Genomic DNA, 22,076 nt, shown 5'->3' on the forward strand with positions numbered 1-22,076 from the left:
TACAGCCCGTGGGGGCACGGGCTTTCGAAAAGCGGCACGGGACTTGCTTTGTTGCAGTCAACAGACACATTCAACGCAAGTTGCCAGACAGGACGGCATCTGCGCACGGGGGTGGCATGACAGGCGCGGCGGCGGGCATCACGAGACCGCAGAGAGCGGAAGGACGCGGGCATCTTGCTGCCAAGGTGCAGGATGGGCGTACGCGAATCCGTGAGCTTTATCAGGAAGGTGCAGCGAAGATCCGCCTGCCGGATACGTTCGATTCCTCGATGGAGGCTGTTCTCATCAATACGGCCGGCGGGCTGACCGGCGGCGACCGGATGATCTGGAGCGTATCGGCTGGAGCGGGTACGCGCATCGATGTGACGACGCAGGCCTGCGAGAAGATCTACAAGGCATCGGCCGGCACAGCAGAGGTGACGACGCAGATCGAGGTTGGGCCGGGCGCCCGCGTCGACTGGCTGCCGCAGGAGACGATCCTCTTCGATCGCGCCTCGCTGTTTCGCCGTCTGGATGTCGATCTAGACGACAGCGCGGAGTTCCTCGCCGTCGAGGCAATCCTGCTCGGGCGCAAGGCGATGGGCGAGACGATGGAGACGGGGCTGTTTCGCGATCGCTGGCGTATCCGCCGGTCGGGCCGGCTGATCCATGCCGAGGAGTTGCGTCTTTCCGATGCCGTGGCGCTGCTTGCGGCAGAGCAGGCGGTGCTCGGCGGGCAGGTGGCTTTTGCGACGGTGCTTTATGCCGGACCGATGTCGGAAGCCTATCTCACCAAAGTACGGCCGCTCGTGGACGGGCATATGGGCGGGGCAAGCGCCTGGAGCGATAAGATCGTCGTGCGCCTTGCCGCAGCCGATGGCTTTGCGCTGAGAAAAATCCTGATCCCGGTCATTTCCGCCTTGCGCAATGGAGCGCCTGTGCCGAAAGTCTGGAATCTATGAGTTCAACAAGCGGATAGACGATGAACCTCACCCCGAGAGAAAAAGACAAGCTGTTGATTTCCATGGCCGCCATGGTGGCCCGCCGGCGGCTGGAGCGCGGCGTCAAGCTGAACTATCCGGAAGCTATCGCCCTCATCAGCGATTTTGTCGTCGAGGGCGCGCGTGATGGCCGCCCGGTTGCCGAGTTGATGGAGGCCGGCGCCCATGTGATCAGCCGCGACCAGGTGATGGAAGGCATTGCAGAGATGATCCATGACGTGCAGGTCGAGGCGACATTCCCCGATGGCACGAAGCTGGTGACCGTGCACGAACCGATCCGCTGAGGAGTACGCCATGCTGGAGCTTCGACCCAATTGCGAATGCTGCGACAAGGATCTGCCGCCTGAGAGCGCGGAAGCGATGATCTGCACATTCGAATGCACGTTCTGTGCGGATTGCGTTGAAAATGTCCTCAAGGGTGAGTGCCCGAATTGCGGCGGCAATCTCGTTATCAGGCCGATCCGGCCTGCGGCAAAACTTGCGAACAATCCGGCCTCCACGAAACGTGTTCTGAAGGCCGAGGGCTGCGCGCCCAAGGCGGCTTAAGGAGAGATAGATGATCCCTGGCGAAATCATTGCTGCGAGCGGCGAGATCGAGCTCAATGCCGGCGCACCGACTGTGATGCTCGAGGTTTCCAATACCGGCGACCGTCCCGTGCAGGTCGGCAGCCACTATCATTTTGCCGAGACCAATGCCGGCCTGTCCTTCGATCGCGACAAGGCCCATGGCATGCGGCTCGATATTCCCGCCGGCACGGCCGTGCGTTTTGAGCCGGGCCAGACCCGCTCGGTGACGCTCATTCCTCTGTCCGGCAAACGTGAAGTCTACGGCTTCCGCCAGCTCGTCATGGGCCGGCTCTAATTAAAAGAAAATGACGGGAGGAAATTCATGCGCTTGAAGATCGGGCTCATCGGTGGAGCGTTTATGCTGCTTGCCGCCGGTGCTGCCCATGCCGAGGACGTGGACTGTGACAATGCGCAGACACAATCCGATATGACGAGCTGCGCGCAGGCGCGCTATGAAGAGGCCGACAAGGCGCTCAATGCCCAGTACAAGCAGACGCGCGCCGCCATGGTGGCGATCGACAAGGATCTCGATGGTGACATGAAGGGCGCCGAACAGGCGCTTCTCAAGGCACAGCGCGCCTGGATCAGTTATCGCGACGCTCAATGTGAGAATTACGGCTTTCAGGCACGCGGCGGCACGATGGAGCCGATGCTGGTGGCGGGCTGCCTTGCTGACCTGACGGATCTCAGGACCAAGGAGCTCAAAGAACTCGCCAATGGAATGGGCCAGTAAGGTGGGCAGGACGATCATGATCGTGGGCAACGGCGAAGTGGGAGAAGGAGGGGCTGAGATCATCGATGCCGCCGACTTCGTCATCCGCTTCAACGAGTGCCGCTCCTATGGCGCCGGTGGCACGCGCACGGATGTGGTTGCGGTATGCAATACCGGCCGACCCGCCAAGGCCATGCTCGGCTCGGAAAGCTGGCGCATCCATCCCGGTGTTGTCGAAGCCTCGGAAATCTGGAGTGTGCGCAATCCCGAAAAATTCGCGGCGATGCGCGCACCTCTTGCGGCTTCGCATCCGGAGCTCGATGATTTCTGCGACGATTACACCAACCAATTCAGCGCTTTCTGTGCTGAAGCTGGCAAGGTGCATCGGATCGTTGACAAACAGGTTCACGAAGCCGTCGATCAGGCGCTGTCTGCCTTCTCGCCGGCGCCTTACATCGTGCCGAGCAGTGGCATGATCGTCATCGGCGAAGTGCTCGACAGATTTCCCAACGACGAGGTGACGCTCGCAGGCTTCGGCCATGTGGGCTGGGAATGGCATCCCTTCGCCGCCGAGAAGCAGCTCGTCGACTCCCATATTGCGGCCGGCCGTCTCAGACGGCTTGCCGGAAAACCATTCGTCTCTTCCTCCCAAGGAGCCTGATAGATGCCCTACAAGATCTCCCGCAAGGCTTACGCCGGCATGTTCGGTCCGACCACCGGCGACAAGGTCCGCCTTGCCGATACGGAGCTTTTCATCGAGATCGAAAAGGATTTTACCACCTATGGCGAAGAGGTGAAGTTCGGCGGTGGGAAAGTCATCCGTGACGGCATGGGCCAGAGCCAGGTGACGCGGGCAGATGGCGCGGTCGATACCGTCATCACCAATGCCGTCATCATCGACCATGCCGGTATCTACAAGGCCGATATCGGCTTGAAGGACGGTCGTATCGCGGCGATCGGCAAGGCCGGCAATCCGGATATGCAGCCGGCCGTCAATATCATCGTCGGTCCGGGCACGGAAGCGATTGCCGGCGAAGGCAAGATCATCACGGCCGGCGGCATGGACAGCCATATCCATTTCATCGCGCCGCAGCAGATCGAGGAAGCGCTGATGAGCGGCCTGACCTGCATGCTCGGCGGCGGCACGGGGCCGGCGCACGGGACACTTGCGACGACCTGCACGCCTGGCCCTTGGCATATTGCGCGCATGATCGAGGCAGCCGATGCTTTCCCGATGAACCTCGCTTTTGCCGGCAAGGGCAATGCGTCGCTTCCGGGTCCATTGCAGGAAATGGTGCTCGCCGGCGCCACCTCGCTGAAGCTGCACGAGGACTGGGGCACGACGCCCGGCGCCATCGACTGCTGCCTGTCGGTCGCCGACGAATATGACGTACAGGTGATGATCCATACGGATACGCTGAACGAGAGCGGCTTCGTGGAGGATACGATCGGCGCCATCAAGGGCCGCACCATTCATGCCTTCCATACGGAAGGAGCGGGCGGCGGTCACGCACCCGACATCATCAAGATCTGCGGCCAACCGAACGTCATTCCTTCGTCCACCAATCCAACGCGGCCCTATACGGTCAACACCATCGCCGAGCACCTGGACATGCTGATGGTCTGCCATCACCTGTCGTCGTCGATCCCCGAAGATATCGCCTTTGCTGAAAGCCGTATCCGCAAGGAGACAATCGCGGCCGAAGACATCCTGCACGATATCGGCGCTTTCTCGATCATCTCGTCGGACAGCCAGGCCATGGGCCGTGTCGGCGAAGTGCTGATCCGTACCTGGCAGACGGCCGACAAGATGAAGCGCCAGCGCGGCCGCCTGAAAGACGAGAAGGGCGACAACGACAATTTGCGTGTCCGCCGCTATGTCGCCAAATACACGATCAATCCGGCGATCGCCCATGGCCTGTCCCATGAGATCGGCTCCATCGAAGTTGGCAAGCGCGCCGACCTCGTTCTATGGAACCCGGCCTTCTTCGGCGTGAAGCCGGACATGGTGTTGCTCGGTGGCTCGATTGCCGCTGCACCGATGGGCGATCCGAATGCCTCGATCCCGACGCCACAGCCGGTGCATTACCGTCCGATGTTTGCCTCCTTCGGCAAGAGCCTGACGAACTCCTCGGTCACCTTCGTTTCTCAGGCTTCGCTCGACGCCGGTCTCAAGGGCCGCCTCGGCGTCGCCAAGAATCTCGTTGCAGTGAAGAATACCCGTGGCGGCATCTCCAAGGCATCGATGATCCACAACGACCTGACACCTGATATCGAGGTCGATCCGGAGACCTATGAGGTGCGGGCGAATGGCGAATTGCTGACCTGCGAGCCGGCGACGGTGCTGCCGATGGCGCAGCGTTATTTCCTGTTCTGAGCCCCATCTTTCATGCGCGGTTTGAAGCTGACAGCGCGATGGCTTATAGGGGCGATCGCGCTGTTTTTGTTGCTGGTGGCCGGTGGCACCTTCATTCCAAGGCCTATGCTTGGGGCAGCCGAGGCTTCTCCCGATATGACGTCCTCGCAACGCATTCTGCTGCTTTCCGGCCCGATCCATACGGATATTGCGATCCCGCTCGACGATCGGTTTCGGACGTCGTTTTCATTCCTTGAGGATGCCGGCATTCCGGTGAGCGATCCTGCCGCACAATGGCTGATCTTCGGATGGGGCGGTCGCTCATTCTATCTGGAGACACCGACCTGGGCCGATCTGAAGCCGATGCCCGTACTTCGGGCGCTGACGATCGACGGATCGGTGATGCATGTCGATGTTGCCGGAGGCATCTCCGAAACCCATCCGGCCGTGACGGTTCTCAATGTCGATGGTGGGCGCTTCGAGCAATTGCTCGGCTTCATCAATGACAGTTTCATCCGGGAAAATGGAGCGGTAGTGCCGGTCAGCGACAGGGGATATGGCGACTACGACAGGTTCTTCGAGGCGAAGGGCTATTTCAATGCGCTGTTTGGCTGCAATACATGGACTGCCGCTGCGCTACGGACAGGCGGCTTGCGAACGGGTTTGTGGAACCCGTTGCCGCAGACGCTGGTGCTTTCGCTTAGTCTCTATAATTGAAGTATAGAGGATCTTCTGCAGCTTGGCGCTGCTGACGGCGCGGCGTTATTTTCCGTTTTAACCCTTGTGTTTTAGAGACACTGTTCCCCATTGTTGCCCTTAAAGTGAAATCTGAGCATCATTCCCCGGCTGGTTGTGAAAATCGGTGGATAGACTGTGATTTTTAATCCATAGATCATTCTGGAACAGGCGCCGATTGTCCCCTCTAAAATCCGTTTGAAATCAAGTTTTTAGATGTGTTTCCCATAGTGGACATGCCTGTCCCGAAAAGTTGCACTCTCTGCTAGAAAAAACAGATCGGCTGAATCCCCTGAAATCACTCGAATTTTAGCGATTGGATTAAGACCTCCGCAGCAATTGCAACCCTATCAATGGCCTTGAAACGCTGGCAGGAAGGTCGATTCTCATGGAAAACTGGATATCGCTTCAGGCTGATCTAGGCAGTTTCGAGCATCGCAAAACCGTTTATACTTTTGCGCTGAAGATGAGTTTTCTGGCGGTTATCCTGTCCGGCTTCATCATCGTGGTCACGCTGCCTCCGCTCAACTTCATGGGAGTGCTGCCGATTACCCTCGGGCATGCCATGATCTTTGCCATCATCCTCTCCTGGCTGATCGGTGGAATGGTGTCCGGCGTGCTGTCGCTGGTGGCGGGTTTCGCCATTCATGACCTGACCGTCTCCCGTGCCAAATTCGAAAAGCTCAGCCGGACCGACACGCTGTCGGGGCTTCTGAACCGGCGTGCTTTCACCGATGCCCTGGAGAGAGTAGAGGGGGATGCCTGTCTCGCCATTTTCGACGTCGACCGTTTCAAGGCGATCAACGACCGTTTCGGCCATGGCTGTGGTGATGCCGTCATTACTGCCGTCTCAGCCATGCTTTCTGCGGCTTTCGATGGCGCGTCGGTCGTGGCGCGGCTCGGCGGCGAGGAGTTCGGTGTTGTCGTTCAAGGCGGGACGCGGGAGGAGCGGGTGGCGCGCATTGAAGGGGTGAGGGCACAGATTGCCGCGCGGCCGATTCCGGCGGATGGGCATGACGTCACCATCACGATATCAGGCGGTATTGCCGATCTCCACGAGGGACGCGACAAGGAGGCGGTCTATGCCTCCGCCGACAAGGCGCTCTATCTCGCCAAGGCGCTCGGCCGTAATCGTGTCGTCCACGAGCGGGAAGGGCTGAACCACGCCTGGCATGGCCTCGTCGAAAACGGCCTTGGCGTGCAGGGTGTCGGACCTGACGAGGGGAGCCTGCTGCAGGCATATGGAATCTAGGCTAGCGCGTTACGAAACGTGCATTGGTGCTTGCATCGCGAAGGGCTATTTTGCATGGTCTAGGTCCCAGTTTAACGGATATGTCATGCAGCGCGTCACATCTTACCTTCCCGCCGGCACCCCTTCCTCCCATCCGACCGCACAGGTCAAGCTGCCGCACGATCTGCGGCACCTGCGCCGCAAGCTCCTGCATCTGGAGAACGGCGAGATGGTGATGCTCGATCTCAAGGATCCGGTGCTTTTCGCCAATGGTGACATGCTGGTGCGCGAGGATGGCGAGCTGATCGAAATCCTTGCCGCCGACGAGAAACTGTTTGAAGTGCGCGGCCGTGACCGCGCGCATCTGATCGAACTTGCCTGGCATCTCGGCAACCGTCATCTCTCGGCGCAGATCGAGGAGGATCGCATCGTGATCCTGCGCGATCACGTCATCCGCACCATGTTGCAGGGGCTGGGCGCGATGGTGCTTGATATCAACGAACCCTTCCAGCCAGCTCGCGGCGCCTATCATTCTCAGGGCGGGCATTCGCACGGGCATGACCATCATGACCACGATCATGAGCATCACGACCATGATCATGAGCATGGCCACAACCACGACCACAGCCATCATAAGCATGATTGAAGCCTGATGGCTGAGGATCGTGAGCTGCAGGCTTTGCTGCGCCTGACGGCATGGCTCTCGCCGGCTTTTCCCGTCGGCTCCTTCGCCTATTCCGGCGGGCTGGAGCGGGCGGTGGCGGATGGACTTGTCGGCGATGCGGGCATGCTGCGGCGCTGGCTTCAGACGCTGACCAGCAACGGCTCGGTCTGGAACGATGCTGTGCTCTTTGCCGCAAGCCATCGTGGTCATAACGATGGCGACTGCCTTGCGGAGCTTGCAGAACTGGCAGCAGCGCTTGCCGGCTCGCGCGAGCGGCATCAGGAGACGATGTTGCTTGGCGAAGCCTTCCTGACGGGTGCGCAGGCATGGCCGGATGGGGTGTTCAGCCGATTGCCGAAGAAGACGGCCTATCCGGTGGCCGTCGGTGCGGTGACGGGCGCGCACGGGATAGCAATCGAGAAAGCGCTGGCTGCCTTCCTGCATGCCTATCTCTCCCAGGCGGTCTCCTCCGGTATCCGGCTCGGTGTCACGGGACAGAAGGACGGCGTTGCCGTTCTCGCCGGGCTGGAGGAGCACGTGATGGATATTGCCGCACGTGCTGCCCGCTCCACTCTCGAGGATCTCGGTTCCGCGACGGTTCAGGCCGATATTGCCGGGCTTCGTCACGAGACACAGCAGACGCGGTTGTTCCGCTCATGAACGAGACTTATCCTGATACCTGCGTCATTTGACGGTGGCGGGAAAGCAGCGCTTCGTTATCATCTGACTTCGATAGGAGTAAGAGACATGAAATCAAGAAACGGACCATTGCGCGTCGGYATCGGCGGGCCGGTCGGCTCGGGCAAGACGGCGCTGACCGAAAAGCTCTGCAAGGCGATGCGCGACGACTATTCCGTCGCCGTCGTGACCAACGACATCTACACGACTGAGGATGCCGAGGCGCTGGTGCGCATGCAGGCACTGCCGTCCGAGCGCATCGTCGGCGTTGAGACCGGCGGCTGCCCGCATACGGCCATCCGCGAGGATGCGACGATCAACCTGCAGGCTATCGCAGGTCTCAACGAGCGCATCCCCGATCTCGACGTTGTTTTCATCGAATCCGGTGGTGACAATCTGGCGGCGACGTTCTCGCCTGATCTCGCCGACATAACCATCTATGTGATCTCCGTCTGCCAGGGTGAGGAAATTCCGCGCAAAGGTGGGCCGGGCATTACAAGGTCAGATCTTCTCGTCATCAACAAGAAGGATCTGGCGCCTTATGTCGGGGCTGACCTTGATGTGATGGACCGGGATGCGACACGCATGCGCGCAACGCGCCCCTTCGTCTTCTCCGACATGAAGCGTGGCGACGGCATCAGTTCGATCGTCGACTTCCTGCGGGTGCAGGGTGGTCTCTAGATTATTTCGTCGTCCCGATCTTGGACCGGAATGCTCTGCACGGTAACGTTGACGCAAATCAGCTAGCGAAGAGCAATGGCGGCGAAGACGACTCTCAATGCGAAGAACCTGGAAGCGCTCGGCACGCAACGGCTTGCCGAGCTGCTGATCGAAATCAGCACCGGCAGCGCCGCTCACAAGCAACGGCTTCGCATGGAGCTCGCCGGCAACGAGAGCAGCGCCGAGATGGCGCGTCAAATACGCAAACGGCTCGTCAGTATCGCTCGCGCTCGCACCTACATAGACTGGCACAAGGTAAGGAAGCTCAAGGCCGATCTTGAAACGCAACGCAAGGCGATCGTCGATATCGTTGCCGCAGACGATCCGAAAGAAGGCTTCGAACTGATCTGGCAATTTCTGGCGCTTGGCGATTCGATCTTCGAGCGATCCGACGATGGCAGCGGTTCGCTCATGGAGAGTTTTCACCAAGCTCGCACGGATGCCGGTGTTATCGCCAAGATGGCAGGTATCGATACCAAGACCCTTGCCGACAAGATCTTCGCAGCCGCCCAAGGGAATGCTTATGGCCAGTACGACGAATTGATCACGGCAATGGTCGCGGCGCTCGGCAACGATGGTCTCGAACATCTGAAAGCCTTGTTCGTGGAGTGGTCGAACGAGCCTCTCGCAAAGCCCGCAGCCGCTGACCGTCGGCTCATCGGCTTGGGTTCCCATGGCCCGATCTATGAGGACGAAGTCTACAGGCAGCGCCGCGAACTAACCGTGCATATCGCTCTGCAAGAGATCGCCGACGCTCAGGGCGATGTCGATGCGTATATCGCCCAGCAGCCTGAAAAGACCCGCAGGTTCCCTCAGGTGGCTGCAGACATTGCCGACCGTCTGCTTTTGGCAGGACGTGCTGACGAGGCACTCGAGACGCTGGACCGAGCAGATATCGGAGGCCGGGCTGAAAATCCCGTCGAGTGGCAATTGGCCCGTATCGCGACGCTCGAAGCTTTGGGGCGCGCTGACGAGGCTCAGGCCGATCGATGGACGTGGTTCGAGCAATCGCTGAACGACGTGCACCTACGCGCGTTCCTGAAGCGATTGCCAGATTTCGATGACATCGAGGCCGAGGAAAAGGCGTTCGCCTATGCCCAGGCTTTCCCTGACGTCCACACGTCGCTCGTTTTTTTCCTGGGCTGGCCGGCACTTGCCGAGGCCGCAAAACTTATCGTCAGGCGGAAGGCGGAGCTCGACGGTGACCTCTATGAATTGATGACGCCGGCTGCTGAAGCACTGGCCGACAAACATCCGATCGCGGCCACGATCGTCTTGCGTTCAATGATCGATTTTACGCTCGATAGCGGGCGATCCAGTCGCTACAAGCATGCGGCACGGCATCTGGCGGAATGCGCGTCTCTCGCCCCCCATATCGTCGATTTCAGCAGCGCTGGCTCCCACGATGCCTATGTCGCGCAGTTGAAGCGACAACATGGCAAGAGACATGGCTTCTGGGGTCTGACCTAGCTTCATATCCTTCTCAGTGAATTGATGTCGTTGATGGCGATGAAACGTCCGCGCACGGTCACGCCTGCGGATTTGAGCGTCGAGAAGGCGCGGGACAGCGCCTCCGGCGCCAGGCCGAGCTTGCGGGCAAGCAGGTTCTTCGGGAAGGGCAGTCGCAGCGATGCCGTTGTCGGGCCTTCCTCGACGCAATGCGAGAGCAGGTAGTGCGCCACGCGCTGCGGCGCCGTCTGCATGCGGTCGTTGGCGAGGCATTCCATCGTCGACAGCAGATGCAGCGACAGGCTGCGCATGATCGCGGTGCCGATCCGCGGGTGTTCAGCCAGCAGGGCGCGCACCTTGCCGATATGGAAGCGGGCAAGAACCGTATTGTCCATCGACTGGGCGCCGTAGCGATAGGTGCCACCCGCCTGGATCAGGCATTCGGCGAAACTGTCGCCGGGTTCGCAGATGCGGATGTCAGCTTCTCGGCCTTCACCATTCAGACGAAAGAGCCGGACGTAGCCCTCTAGCACGCTGTAGAAATGAGCGGCAGGTTCGCCTTCCTGAAAGAGAATATCGTGCGGACCGGAAGCGACTATGGTGGAGCAGGCGCGTAGTGCCTCGGTTTCTGCGCTGTCCAGCTCTGCAAATATTCCGGCTCTGGAAAGCAGCGCCCGCTCGCGGCTGCTCAGCATCAGCATCCTGTTCATGTTCCGGCCTCCGGCAGCGGTCGATGCTGCCAATGTTCCCTTGATGATGCGAGAATAAGGGAAGGGAAGCGCGCGGGAATTGATTTTGGTCAAACGCCGCTGTTGAGATGCCTATCGAAGCCGGCGATCGACCGGGATGGTGAAGGACCAGGCGTCCGGGCGTTTGCGATTGCTGATGAACCGACGCGTGAAAGGCAGCAGGACAAACAGGCGCTTGCCGCGTTCGGCCTCCTCGGCAGGCTGGCTGTTGCGCGGGTTACCCCAGCGGTCTTCATAAAGATCCTTGAATAGCGAACTGATCGGGATCATCACTCCGTTCTCCATAATAATATTGAATCGATTCAAAATCTCGATGGATTTATTGAACCGATTCAATCTTCCTCTCATCTTAGTCGGATGTCAAGTTTATTTTGAACCGATACAATTTTTTGCTAGAGTGAACCAAATTCGGACCTGCAAGGAGTAGCTTTGGGCAAAGGGCATGTGAGACTGGCTGATGTCGCCAAGGCGGCAGGCGTATCGCAGGGCACGGCATCGAACGTATTCAGCCGTCCAGACGTGGTTCGGGAGGAGGTTCGCGAGCGGGTGCTCAATGTCGCACGCGAGCTCGGTTATGGTGGGCCTGATGTCAAGGGCAGGCTGCTCAGGGCAGGGCGGGTGAACGCGATCGGCGTCGCCGCCGTCGAACCGCTTACCTATTTCTTCGACGATCCCTGGGCGCGTTCGCTGATGACCGCGATCGGTGAAGTTTGCGATGCCAGCGGCACAGGCATTGCCGTCGTATCGGCGATGAACGAGGAGCGGCTTGCCTGGAACATCAACAGCGCGCTCGTCGACGGCTTCATCCTGCTGTGCGTGGAAGGCGGAGAGAGGCTCGTGGAACTCACCCGTCAGCGCCAGCTGCCGTTCATCGCGCTGGCGCTCGGTATCGAGGATGAGACGATCCCGGCGATCGGCATCGACAATGTCGCGGGCGGAGCTGCGGCTGCGCGGCATCTGCTGGAGCTCGGGCACCGGAATATCGCGATCCTATCGATCGGCGATGTCGATGGCCTTGTCGGGCTGGTGGCGCCCGCGCGTGTCGATCCTGAAATGGAAGCGACCCCGCGTGACCGCATGCATGGCTACTGGCAGGCGTTAGCGGAATACGGCATTCCGCGCGACGCCGTTCCGATCCAGGGAACGTTGCATGACAGACCGAGCACCATCACGGCCATGGAAGCCCTGTTCTCCTCTGCCAATCCACCGACGGCCATTCTGGCGATGTCGGACAAGGTTGCGCTGTTTGCCATGCAGTGGCTCGCCGAGCGCGGGCTAAAAGTGCCGGAGGACGTATCCATTATCGGCTTCGACGGTGTGCCGGAAGCCGCAACCTCGCTGCCGCGCCTGACCACTGTCGCGCAGCCCTTTGCCGAAATCGCACGGCGCTCGGTGACGGCGATCCTCGAAAATGCGCTGCCGGAAGATCATGAGGCGCTCGATCTCGAACTTGTCGTAAGAGACAGTACGGCGGCGCCAAGGCTGCGGTAAGCTCGATAAATAAAAAGGCCGGGTCGATGCCCGGCCTTTTCCTTCATGGCGTTAGGCTTATTCAGCCGCGAAGGGCGGCAGGCGCAGCACGTTGGTGTCGTTGCCAACCTTGCGTTTGCTTTCCGGTCTTTCGATCGCGGTCAGGCGTTCCTCCAGCGAGTCGATGTCGCTGCGGTTCTCGCGGGCGACGCGGGTGAGATCTTCGCTCGACATCGGCAGATCCTCCTTGTCCTTCTTGCCGACCAAGCGGCCGAAGATCCAGCCGAGCAGGCGGGAAAGATCGTCCATGATCAGGAAGAAGGAGGGCACGACGACGAGCGAGAGCACCGTCGAGACGATAATGCCGCCGATCACCGCGATCGCCATCGGCGCGCGGAACGAGCCGCCTTCGCCGACGCCGAGCGCGGAAGGCAGCATGCCGGCCGACATGGCGATCGAGGTCATGATGATCGGCCGGGCGCGCTTGCGGCCGGCTTCGACCATGGCCTCGACACGAGCCATGCCCTGGTGGCGCATCTCGATCGCGAAATCGACGAGCAGGATGGCGTTCTTCGTGACGATACCCATCAGCATCAGAATGCCGATCATGACGGGCATCGACAGCGGATTGCTGGTGACGATCAGGCCCGCCGCCACGCCACCGATGGCGAGCGGCAGCGAGAACAGGATGGTGAAGGGCTGGATTACGTCCTTGAAGAGCAGGATCAGCACCGTCAGCACCAAGAGGAGGCCCATCAGCATGGCGTTAACGAAGCTCTGCTGCATCTCCGTCTGCACCTTGGTATCGCCGCTTTCGGCAAGATGCACCGTGGCCGGGATCTTGGCCTCGTTGACGATCTGGCGGAAGCGGGCCGAAGCCGTGTCGAGCGCCACGCCCTGTGGCAGGTCGGAGCCGATCGAGACGACGCGGTAGCGGTTGTTGCGCTTGATCGAGCTGACGCCTTCCGAATAGTCGATATTGGCGACGCTTGCGAGCGGAACGGTGCCGCCGCGGGCGGTCTGGATCTTCAATGCCCGGATGGCCGCGAGATCACGGCGCATGTCGAGTGCGGCCTGAACCCGGATCGGGATCTGGCGATCGTCGAGCGAGATCTTGGCAAGGGCTGCGTCCACATCGCCGATGGTGGCGACACGGATCGTCTCGGAGATCTGCTGCGGCGTGATGCCGAGGCGGGCGGCTTCGTCCTTGCGCGGGTAGACCTGCAATTCCGGACGGGGCAGCGCGCCGTCGGCGCTGACATTCGCCAGCAGCGGATCGGCACGCAGCTTGGATTCCAGAATGCCGACCGCATCATTCAGGTCCTTCTCGTTCTTGGAGAGGAAGTTGAAGGACAGGTCGCGTTCGCCGCGGTCGTTGAGCTTGAGGATATGGACGTCGGGAATGTCGCGCAGCTTGGCGAAGACTTCCTTTTCGATATCCCATTGCGGACGTTCGCGGCCGTGGACTTCCACCTTCGGCAGCATCGGGCCGATGACGGGAATATGGCCGAGCACATCGTTGACCACCTTCTTGACCAGCGACTGGTCGAGCTTGTGGAGCGCAAGCGTGATCGTCGCACGGCGCAGTTCGAGATCGCCCTTCGGCGATGCGCCGCCGAGAACGAAGACGCTTTCGACGCCGTTGATGTCCTTGACCCTGTCATAGATCGCATCGGTCGTCTTCTCGGTGTCGTCGAGCCGGGCATTGGGCGGCAGTTCGACGGAGAGAACGATGCGCGAGGCGTCTTCCGGCGGCAGGAAGCTGCCGGGAACCTGCATCAGCAGGAAGACAGAACCGATCAGGAAACCGATCGCCGCAAGCAGCGTCGCGTAACGCGTGTACCAGTGCCCGGTCGTGCCCCGCACCAGGCGCGTATAGCCCTTCATCAGCAGGCCGTCATTGTCGTGATGGTCTTCCATGCCGTCTTCGGCACGCATCAAATAGGCGGCCATCATCGGGGTGATGAGGCGCGCCACCATCAGTGAGAAGAAAACAGAGAAGGCGACGGTCAGGCCGAACTGGATGAAGTACTGGCCCGGAATGCCCGGCATGAAGGAAACCGGCACGAAGACCGCGATGATGGTGAAGGTGGTGGCGATGACGGCAAGGCCGATTTCATCAGCCGCCTCGATCGCCGCCCGATAGGGCGTCTTGCCCATCTTGATATGGCGGGCGATGTTTTCGATTTCTACGATCGCATCGTCGACGAGAATACCCGTCGCAAGCGTCAAGGCCAGGAAGCTGACAAGGTTCAGCGAGAAGCCCATCATGTCCATGACCCAGAAGGTCGGGATGGCGGAGAGCGGTAGCGCGATTGCAGAGATCAGGGTCGCACGCCAGTTCCTGAGAAACAGAAGGACGACGATGATGGCGAGGAGAGCACCTTCGAGCAGCGTATGGATGGCGGCTTCGTAGTTGCCGTAGGTGAAATAGACCGAATCGTCGATCAGCTCGATCTTTACGTTCGGGTTTTCGCCCCGCACCTTGTCGAGGCTCTGCGCCACGGTTTCGGCGACGCTGACTTCGCTGGCGCCCTTCGAGCGGAAGACGCCGAAGGTAACGACAGGCGTATCATTGAAGCGCGAGAAGGATTTCGGCTCCTCGTAGGTGTCCTTGATGACGCCGAGATCGGACAGCTTGACGAAGCGACCGTTCGGCAGAGCAATCGTCGTGTCGGCAAGCTCGGCGACGTTGCGGGCATCGCCGAGAACGCGGATCGCCTGCTCGCTGCCGGCCACCTGGCCGCGGCCGGAGCCGAGATCGACATTGGTGCCGCGCAGCTGCTGATTCACGCTCGCGGCAGTGATGCCATATGCATCGAGCTTGCCGGGGGTGAGTTCGATGCGCACTTCGCGCTCTGCGCCACCGTAGCGGTCGACGCGGCCGATGCCGGACTGGCCCTGCAGTGAACGCTTGATCGTGTCGTCAACGAACCAGGAGAGTTCCTCCAGCGACAGGTCTGGCGAGGATACGGCGAAAGTCTGGATCGCCTGGCCTTCAACATCGACCTTGGAGACAATCGGTTCTTCGATGTTTGCCGGCAGATCGCTGCGGATACGGTCGATCGCGTCCTTGGTGTCCTGCACGGCCTGTTCGGTCGGCACTTCCATACGGAACATGACGTTGGTCTGCGAGCTGCCGTCGGTCACCGTCGACTGGATCTCGTCGATGCCGGTGATCGAGGCGACCGCGTCTTCGATCTCCTTCGTCACCTGCATTTCGAGTTCGGCAGGCGAGGCGCCACTCTGCGTCACGCTGATCGAAACCAGCGGCACGTCGATGTTGGGAAAGCGGGTGATCGGCAGCGAGTTGAAGGACTGCATGCCGATGAACACCAGCAGGCAGAAGGCCAGGAGCGGCGCGATCGGATTTCGAATGGACCAGGCTGAAAAATTCATCGGATGGTCTCTTTAGTTGGAAGCCGGAGGCTGTTCACGCACCGGAGTGATATGGTCACCGTCGCGGACATAAGCGCCCGCCTTGGCCACGACCTCGTCGCCGGTCTTCAATCCATTGACGATCTCGACATAGGCACCGTCCTGGATGCCGGTCTCGACCTTGGCGTATTTCACCACGCCATCCTCGACCCTGCGGGCGGAGGAGCCTTCGTTGCTGGTGAGCACTGCCGTCAGGGGAAGCGATACGCCCTCCGTCTCGCGAACGATGATCTCGGCGCTGCCATACATGCCGGAACGCGCCTTGCTGTCATCGTCGATAGAGATATGGACGAGGCCGAGGCGGGTGACCGGATCGACGGTCGGCGACACCAGGCGCACGGCGCCGGAAAGCTTCTCGCGGCTGCCGGAAAGCGAAATCGTCGCCTTCTGGCCGGCCATGATCCTGACGATGTCGCTTTCGGCGACTTCGGCGACAAGTTCGACGTCGCCGTCGCGGATGACGGTGAATAGCGGATCGCCGTTGCCGGCGGCAATAGCGCCGACCTTGGCGTTCTTGGCTGAAATGATGCCCGCGACCGGTGTCTTCACATCGGTGCGCGCCAGTTTCAGGTCCGCGTCGGCGATCTGGCTGTCGAAGACCTTGAGATCGGCTTCGGCGACCTCGATCGCCTGCTCGGCGGAGGAGACGCGGGCATTGGCGGCGGCGGCAGTTGCATCGGCCTGCTCGACCTGGGCGGTCGAAACCGTACCCTTCTTGACCATTTCCTGGGCGCGGACCTGCTGCTGCCTTGCCTGCTCGGCATTGGCCTGAGCCTCGACGAGCTGGGCGCGTAGCTGGGCAAGGCTTGCCTCGCCCTTGGCTTTCGTCGCCATCATCTGGCTCTTCGTCAAGACCAGAGCGTCATCGTTCAGCGTCGCCAGCGTGCTTTCCGCCTGGACCTTGTCGCCGACATCGGCCTTCAGGGTGCGGATGGAGAGGCCTTCGACCTGCGGCTGGATATAGACTTCCTCGACGGGCTTGACCGTTCCCGTGCCGATGACACGGTCGACGAGGGTGCGGTTTACGGCCTTGGTGACAACGATTGCCGGCAGGTTCTGCAGAGCCTGGGCCTGCGGCTGGGTGGCCTTGGGTTCCTGCGCAAATACAGCCGAGGCCGCAAATGCAGCAACAAGAAAAGTGGAGGCGCGTAGTAATGCGTGCGGCTTCAGTGCCATGCGTCTTCGTCCAATCTCTTGACAGGATCGGCCGGACTCGCGTGTCGTCATGCAACTCGCGAACCGGGCAAATGCCGTCTTCCAAATCTCAGAGGTATTTACCCGCATCTCATCTGCCGGAACGCGTCATCCCTCTCCGGCAAATCCAGCTAGAACGTGGTATCGATTTGCTCCACGTGCAAGCCTGGCAGAAAATAATTCCCCATGAGATAATATTAATTACCATTGCGGGGCTCATCAATCACCTCAGGGTTATGTGAACATGACGATGATTGATCGGCTCTCATATGCTTCGACGTTTGACGCCTGATAAATGCGACAGTTGCAAGGCGATTTTTTTCATTGAGTGCAAAAAATAGAAACGCGCGGGAGATTCTCCCGCGCGCGTTGCATTTTGGTATCGCTATGCCGTTACTTGGCGGCGGCGTCAGTGATGTCGTGGGTCCAGGCGCCCGATGGCTCCTTGTTGATGATCTTCTGGTCGAGCAGGGCCTTCGCCGTACGATCATAGAGCGTGGTGTCGAGTTTGCCGGTGCCGTCACCGATCAGCTTGGCGACTTCGCCCATCATGCGCTTCTGGTGGTTTTCGTCCTGGCCGCCGGCGTCGACGACGATTCCGGCTGCTTCATCCGGGTTCTCCATGGCGTATTTCCAGCCCTTCATCGAAGCGCGGACGAACTTGACCATCTTTTCCTTGAAGGCCGGATCCTTCAGCTTTTCTTCCGAAGCATAGAGACCGTCTTCCAACAGGTCGTTGCCCATGGCGGTGTAGTTGAAGACGGTGAGATCTTCCGGCTTCAGGCCGGCATCGATTGCCTGCCAGTATTCATTATAGGTCATGACGGAAATGCAGTCGGCCTGCTTCTGCAGCAGCGGCTGAACGTCGAAGCTCTGCTTGAGTACCGTCACACCGTCAGGGCCGCCATCGGTCTTGAGGCCGAGCTTGCTCATCCAGGCGAAGAAAGGATATTCGTTGCCGAAGAACCAGACGCCGAGGGTATGGCCCTTGAAATCGGCTTCGGTCTTGACCGGGCCGTCCTTGCGGCAGATCATTTCCATGCCCGACTTCTGATAGGGCTGGGCGATGTTGACCAGCGGAACGCCCTTTTCGCGAGCAACCAGCGCACCACCCATCCAGTCGACGATCACATCGGCGCCGCCGCCGGCGATCACCTGCTCGGGAGCGATATCGGGGCCGCCTGGCTTGATATCGACGTCGAGGCCTTCTTCTTCATAGTAGCCCTTGTCCTTGGCGACGTAGTAGCCGGCGAATTGCGACTGGGTGACCCACTTCAACTGGAGCGCCACCTTGTCGGCCGCCATCGCGTGGGCGGCGGCAAGCGACATAGCGCTCGCCATCATTGCAACCATTAATTTTTTCATTTTCTTGTTCCCTCTGAAGTTATGCCCAGGCCCTGGTGCGGGGCCGGGGCACGTCTAACCACCACGGATAGACGGATGCCAGAACGTCACCGCCCTCTCGGCAAGGGCGACGACACCATAGAAGATCGAGCCTGCAAGCGCCGCGACGGCGATCTCGGCCCAGACCATGTCGACATTCATGCGGCCGATCTCCGTGGAGATGCGGAAGCCCATGCCGACGATCGGCGTTCCGAAGAATTCCGCAACGATGGCACCAATCAGAGCCAGCGTCGAGTTGATCTTCAGTGCATTGAAAATGAAGGGCATTGCGGCGGGAAGCCTGAGCTTGACCAGCGTCTGCCAGTAGTTCGATGCATAGGTGCGCATCAGGTCGCGCTCCATGTTGCCGGAGGCGGCTAGCCCTGCAACGGTGTTCACCAGCATCGGGAAGAAGGTCATGATGATGACGACGGCCGCCTTCGACGGCCAGTCGAAGCCGAACCACATGACCATGATCGGTGCCACGCCGATCATCGGCAGGGCCGAAACCAAATTGCCGATCGGCAGCAAGCCGCGGCGCAGAAAGGCGAAACGGTCGGCAAGGATGGCGACGACGAAGCCGCTGACGCAGCCGATGGTGTAACCGATCAGAACGGCCTTGAAGATCGTTTGCCTGATATCTTCGCCGAGGATCGGCAGGGAGCCTATGATGCGTGCGCCAATCGCGGACGGCGGTGGCAGCAGCACGAAAGGGACACCCGCGCCGCGCGTGATTGTTTCCCAGATGATGAGGATCCAGGTGCCGAAGATTGCCGGGATCAGCAGCCGCAGCAGCCACTGGCCGGACGGTGTTGTCGGCTTGAGTTCCGAAAGCTCCGTCACGCAGCGCCAGGCAAGCAACCAGCAGGCGGCCAGCAGCAGGAAGAAGGAGGTGCCGGCGAAGCCTTCATTGCCCGAAAGTGTACCGAGCAGAAGCCATGCCGCACCATGAGCGCCGATGAAGAGGGCGGTTGCGACAAGCGATGTGGATAGGGGCGCGAAGGAGATCAGTGCTGCGACGATCGCAAGCAGTGCGATCAGGATGACAGTTCCTGCGGACGGAGGCTGTGTGGCACCGGCCCCAAAGACAGGCAGCATGACCATTGCGCCTGCCACGCAGAGGAGAGCGATCAGGCCCTGCCAGGAAAGCACGATTTGCTTCATACCGGCCTCCCGCCCATGGCGCGGTCGACGATCTTCGCGACGAGGCCAACGATGGCGACAAGGATTGCGGCAAGGACCGAGCCGGCGACCAGTGCTGCCCAGATATCGATCGTCTGGCTGTAATAGGAGCCGGCAAGCAGCTTGGAGCCAATGCCGGCGACCGCGCCGGTCGGCAGTTCGCCGACGATAGCGCCAACGAGGCTTGCGGCGATTGCCACCTTCATCGAGGTGAAGAGGAAGGGGATGGAGGCAGGCACGCGCAGCTTCCAGAAGGTTTGTGCGGCCGTGGCATTGTAGGTGCGCATCAGATCGAGATGCATGACCTCGGGCGAGCGCAGCCCCTTCACCATGCCGACCGTGACCGGGAAGAAGGAGAGGTAGGTGGAGATCAGCGCCTTCGGGATGAGGCCGGTAATATTGATCGAGCCGAGCACGACGATGACCATCGGTGCGATTGCCAGGATCGGCACGGTTTGGGATGCGATGATCCACGGCATCAGGCTGCGATCGAGCGCCTTGATATGGATGATGCCGACAGCGATCACGATGCCAAGCAGCGTACCGAGCGCAAAGCCGAGCGCGGTGGAAGAGAGGGTGACGCCTGCGTGGTAGACGAGGCTGCGATTGCTGGAGAGCTTTCGCAGGAAGGTGTTTTCGAAGACGTTCTGCGCCACCTGATGCGGCGCCGGCAGGATGGGCTTCGGCTGGGAGAGTGCCCTGCCGATGAATTCCGTCGTCGTCGAGGTGACGTTATTGCGCGCGTCCATATCGCGCTGGAACGGCGCGTTGAGGAAGACCGCGGCGACATACCAGACGGCGATCAGCACCAGCAGGATCGTGAGGACGGGGATGATCTTGTCCTTGAGGGTGTCGGGTTTCATGCGGCCTCCCTCGAAATTCCGCGTATGCGCTTACTCATAACTGTGCCCCGCCCTCAGCCCTTCGCGGACGCGGTGGGCGATTTCCAGGAATTCCGGTGTCTCGCGGATGTCGAGCGGTCGTTCCTTCGGCAGTGTCGAGTCGATAATATCGGTCACGCGGCCCGGGCGTGGCGACATGACGACGATCTTGGTGGAGAGGTAGACGGCTTCCGGAATGGAATGGGTGACGAAGCAGATCGTCTTGTTGGTGCGCGACCACAGTTTCAGAAGCGCCGCATTCAGGTGATCGCGGACGATTTCATCGAGGGCGCCGAAGGGTTCGTCCATCAAGAGCAGATCGGCGTCGAAGGCGAGCGCGCGGGCGATCGAGGCACGCTGCTGCATGCCGCCTGAGAGCTGCCAGGGAAATTTTTTCTCGAAGCCGGAGAGTTCGACGAGGTCGAGCGCCCCATCAATGCGCTTCTTCTGTTCGGGTTTCGAATAACCCATGATCTCCAGTGGCAGGGCGATGTTCTTCTCGATTGTGCGCCACGGATAAAGTGCCGGCGCCTGGAAGACATAGCCATAGGCACGGGCCTTGCGGGCCTCATCCGGTGTCATGCCGTTGATGGCGATGTCGCCGGAGGTCTTGCGCTCGAGATCGGCGATGACGCGCAGGAAAGTCGTCTTGCCGCAGCCGGAAGGGCCGATGAAGGAGACAAACTCGCCCCTGCGGATATCGAGATTGACATCAGCAAGCGCGTGCACCGCGCCGTCATTCGTCTGGTAGCTGAGACAGAGATCCTTGGCGGATACGACGGAGGGTGCTTGCATCAATAAACCAGTCTTGTTTTCGCCGCGCCGGCGCGATTTTCCATGATATCATTGCCGCCGGTCTTACCGACAGCACAGTCCTTGGAGGATGAGGATGGACGCAAAATCAAAGCCCACCTGCCACATTGTTCGCCCCAACCACACCTATGACGGCAAGCAGGGGCTCAGCTATTTCGAGGGTATTGCGGCCGAGACCGTGGGCGCGAAGGGCATCTGCATGCATCTTCTGACGATCCCGCCCGGTGTGCGCGCCAAGGCGCATCTGCATGAGGCGCATGAAACGGCGATCTACATGCTCTCCGGTGAGGCGCATACCTGGTATGGCGACCAGCTCGAGAACCACATTGTCGTGCATGCCGGCGAGCTTTTCTACATCCCGGCGGGCGTCCCGCATTTGCCGGCCAACTTGAGCAGCACGCCATGCACGGCGATCATTGCCCGCACCGATCCGAACGAGCAGGAAAGCGTGATCCTGCTGCCGGAGCTGGATGCGCTGGTGCCGGCGTGAGGCTATTTGCATAGCGGCAGCGGCCCCCACTTGATTGCGGCATCAGCCACGAACCCGATCGTATAGCCTTTAGGCCCTGATGTGATCTTGACGGTGTCGTCGTTGCTGCTCTCTTCGCCCTCCGCCTGGCAAGCGACCGTGGCGGTGAAGTCCTTGCCTTCGGTCTTCAGGACTTTCTTGATTTCGCAGTAAGAGGCCGCCGTGGTGATGCCCTCGGAAGTCAGCAGAAAGAAGTTGTCGGAACCTGTGCTTTCGCCGCTCTTGGCGTAGGCGCAGCCATCCTTGTTGCCGTAGCTKCCCTTGATGGGCAGCGTGTCGGCATTCGCCGCGGTGGAAAGCGCGGCCAGGGAAACGATCGTCAGAAGCAGATGGCCGCGCATGTGT

Annotated in this window: 24 protein-coding genes; 15 read left to right on the forward strand and 9 right to left on the reverse strand. The window is 60.4% G+C overall.

The window, feature by feature from the left end; all coding sequences use genetic code 11:
• Positions 1-116 precede the first annotated feature (116 nt).
• From AC1DTN_RS03780 to AC1DTN_RS03840, 13 genes are all read left to right on the forward strand, one after another.
• Positions 117-941 carry an urease accessory protein UreD gene (locus tag AC1DTN_RS03780; protein ID WP_439016220.1) on the forward strand — a complete coding sequence of 275 codons (825 nt, stop codon included), beginning with the start codon at positions 117-119 and terminating at the stop codon, positions 939-941.
• Between the two features lie 20 nt (positions 942-961).
• Positions 962-1,264, forward strand: a complete 303-nt coding sequence (locus AC1DTN_RS03785) for an urease subunit gamma (protein ID WP_007816043.1) — start codon at positions 962-964, stop codon at positions 1,262-1,264.
• Positions 1,265-1,274: 10 nt separating this feature from the next.
• The gene (locus AC1DTN_RS03790) at positions 1,275-1,526 is read left to right on the forward strand and encodes a DUF1272 domain-containing protein (protein ID WP_113321645.1); all 252 of its coding nucleotides are present in this window, start codon (positions 1,275-1,277) and stop codon (positions 1,524-1,526) included.
• A 10-nt stretch (positions 1,527-1,536) separates the two neighbouring features.
• Positions 1,537-1,842 (forward strand): urease subunit beta, encoded by a 306-nt coding sequence (locus AC1DTN_RS03795; protein ID WP_113321646.1) that lies wholly within the window; start codon positions 1,537-1,539, stop codon positions 1,840-1,842.
• 27 nt (positions 1,843-1,869) lie between these two features.
• The gene (locus AC1DTN_RS03800; RefSeq protein WP_442206887.1) at positions 1,870-2,280 is read left to right on the forward strand and encodes a lysozyme inhibitor LprI family protein; all 411 of its coding nucleotides are present in this window, start codon (positions 1,870-1,872) and stop codon (positions 2,278-2,280) included.
• Between the two features lie 16 nt (positions 2,281-2,296).
• Complete coding sequence (locus tag AC1DTN_RS03805; protein ID WP_442206937.1) at positions 2,297-2,920, forward strand: Urease operon accessory protein; 624 nt, start codon at positions 2,297-2,299, stop codon at positions 2,918-2,920.
• A 3-nt stretch (positions 2,921-2,923) separates the two neighbouring features.
• Complete coding sequence (gene ureC / locus AC1DTN_RS03810; protein WP_442206886.1) at positions 2,924-4,636, forward strand: urease subunit alpha; 1,713 nt, start codon at positions 2,924-2,926, stop codon at positions 4,634-4,636.
• Positions 4,637-4,657: 21 nt separating this feature from the next.
• Complete coding sequence (locus AC1DTN_RS03815; protein ID WP_442206936.1) at positions 4,658-5,332, forward strand: TIGR02117 family protein; 675 nt, start codon at positions 4,658-4,660, stop codon at positions 5,330-5,332.
• Positions 5,333-5,738: 406 nt separating this feature from the next.
• The gene (locus AC1DTN_RS03820; protein ID WP_442206885.1) at positions 5,739-6,602 is read left to right on the forward strand and encodes a GGDEF domain-containing protein; all 864 of its coding nucleotides are present in this window, start codon (positions 5,739-5,741) and stop codon (positions 6,600-6,602) included.
• A gap of 85 nt (positions 6,603-6,687) precedes the next feature.
• Positions 6,688-7,227, forward strand: a complete 540-nt coding sequence (gene ureE / locus AC1DTN_RS03825; protein ID WP_113321650.1) for an urease accessory protein UreE — start codon at positions 6,688-6,690, stop codon at positions 7,225-7,227.
• Between the two features lie 6 nt (positions 7,228-7,233).
• Positions 7,234-7,905 carry an urease accessory protein UreF gene (locus tag AC1DTN_RS03830; RefSeq protein ID WP_442206884.1) on the forward strand — a complete coding sequence of 224 codons (672 nt, stop codon included), beginning with the start codon at positions 7,234-7,236 and terminating at the stop codon, positions 7,903-7,905.
• An 87-nt stretch (positions 7,906-7,992) separates the two neighbouring features.
• Positions 7,993-8,604, forward strand: coding sequence for an urease accessory protein UreG (gene ureG, locus AC1DTN_RS03835; RefSeq protein ID WP_113299755.1), 612 nt, complete (start codon positions 7,993-7,995; stop codon positions 8,602-8,604).
• A 75-nt stretch (positions 8,605-8,679) separates the two neighbouring features.
• On the forward strand, positions 8,680-10,113 hold the full coding sequence (locus tag AC1DTN_RS03840) for a DUF6880 family protein (protein ID WP_113321652.1): 1,434 nt from the start codon (positions 8,680-8,682) through the stop codon (positions 10,111-10,113).
• A 2-nt stretch (positions 10,114-10,115) separates the two neighbouring features.
• Here the strand turns inward: AC1DTN_RS03840 and AC1DTN_RS03845 are convergent, their stop codons facing one another.
• Positions 10,116-10,802, reverse strand: a complete 687-nt coding sequence (locus AC1DTN_RS03845) for a Crp/Fnr family transcriptional regulator (protein ID WP_113321653.1) — start codon at positions 10,800-10,802, stop codon at positions 10,116-10,118.
• A 111-nt stretch (positions 10,803-10,913) separates the two neighbouring features.
• Positions 10,914-11,111 carry a hypothetical protein gene (locus AC1DTN_RS03850; RefSeq protein ID WP_113321654.1) on the reverse strand — a complete coding sequence of 66 codons (198 nt, stop codon included), beginning with the start codon at positions 11,109-11,111 and terminating at the stop codon, positions 10,914-10,916.
• Between the two features lie 159 nt (positions 11,112-11,270).
• Between AC1DTN_RS03850 and AC1DTN_RS03855 the strand changes: the two genes are divergently transcribed.
• Positions 11,271-12,332 carry a LacI family DNA-binding transcriptional regulator gene (locus AC1DTN_RS03855; protein ID WP_113321655.1) on the forward strand — a complete coding sequence of 354 codons (1,062 nt, stop codon included), beginning with the start codon at positions 11,271-11,273 and terminating at the stop codon, positions 12,330-12,332.
• A 57-nt stretch (positions 12,333-12,389) separates the two neighbouring features.
• Here AC1DTN_RS03855 and AC1DTN_RS03860 read toward each other — a convergent pair whose 3' ends face one another.
• From AC1DTN_RS03860 to AC1DTN_RS03885, 6 genes are all read right to left on the reverse strand, one after another.
• The gene (locus tag AC1DTN_RS03860) at positions 12,390-15,710 is read right to left on the reverse strand and encodes an efflux RND transporter permease subunit (protein ID WP_113321656.1); all 3,321 of its coding nucleotides are present in this window, start codon (positions 15,708-15,710) and stop codon (positions 12,390-12,392) included.
• A 12-nt stretch (positions 15,711-15,722) separates the two neighbouring features.
• Positions 15,723-16,925, reverse strand: a complete 1,203-nt coding sequence (locus tag AC1DTN_RS03865; RefSeq protein WP_113321657.1) for an efflux RND transporter periplasmic adaptor subunit — start codon at positions 16,923-16,925, stop codon at positions 15,723-15,725.
• Between the two features lie 411 nt (positions 16,926-17,336).
• Complete coding sequence (locus AC1DTN_RS03870; RefSeq protein WP_113321658.1) at positions 17,337-18,308, reverse strand: ABC transporter substrate-binding protein; 972 nt, start codon at positions 18,306-18,308, stop codon at positions 17,337-17,339.
• A gap of 54 nt (positions 18,309-18,362) precedes the next feature.
• Positions 18,363-19,490 carry an ABC transporter permease gene (locus tag AC1DTN_RS03875; protein ID WP_113321659.1) on the reverse strand — a complete coding sequence of 376 codons (1,128 nt, stop codon included), beginning with the start codon at positions 19,488-19,490 and terminating at the stop codon, positions 18,363-18,365.
• The gene (locus AC1DTN_RS03880) at positions 19,487-20,371 is read right to left on the reverse strand and encodes an ABC transporter permease (protein ID WP_113321660.1); all 885 of its coding nucleotides are present in this window, start codon (positions 20,369-20,371) and stop codon (positions 19,487-19,489) included. Before AC1DTN_RS03880 ends, AC1DTN_RS03875 begins: the two co-directional genes overlap by 4 nt.
• 30 nt (positions 20,372-20,401) lie before the next feature.
• Positions 20,402-21,184 carry an ABC transporter ATP-binding protein gene (locus AC1DTN_RS03885; protein WP_113321661.1) on the reverse strand — a complete coding sequence of 261 codons (783 nt, stop codon included), beginning with the start codon at positions 21,182-21,184 and terminating at the stop codon, positions 20,402-20,404.
• Between the two features lie 94 nt (positions 21,185-21,278).
• Between AC1DTN_RS03885 and AC1DTN_RS03890 the strand changes: the two genes are divergently transcribed.
• Entirely contained in the window at positions 21,279-21,692 is a 414-nt protein-coding gene (locus AC1DTN_RS03890) for a cupin domain-containing protein (protein WP_442206883.1), read from the forward strand.
• A 2-nt stretch (positions 21,693-21,694) separates the two neighbouring features.
• On the opposite strand, the gene AC1DTN_RS03895 is transcribed toward AC1DTN_RS03890, so the two are convergent.
• Positions 21,695-22,072 (reverse strand): hypothetical protein, encoded by a 378-nt coding sequence (locus AC1DTN_RS03895; protein ID WP_310386177.1) that lies wholly within the window; start codon positions 22,070-22,072, stop codon positions 21,695-21,697.
• Between the last annotated feature and the right edge of the window lie 4 nt (positions 22,073-22,076).

The organism is Rhizobium sp. 01T444 (assembly GCF_056398305.1).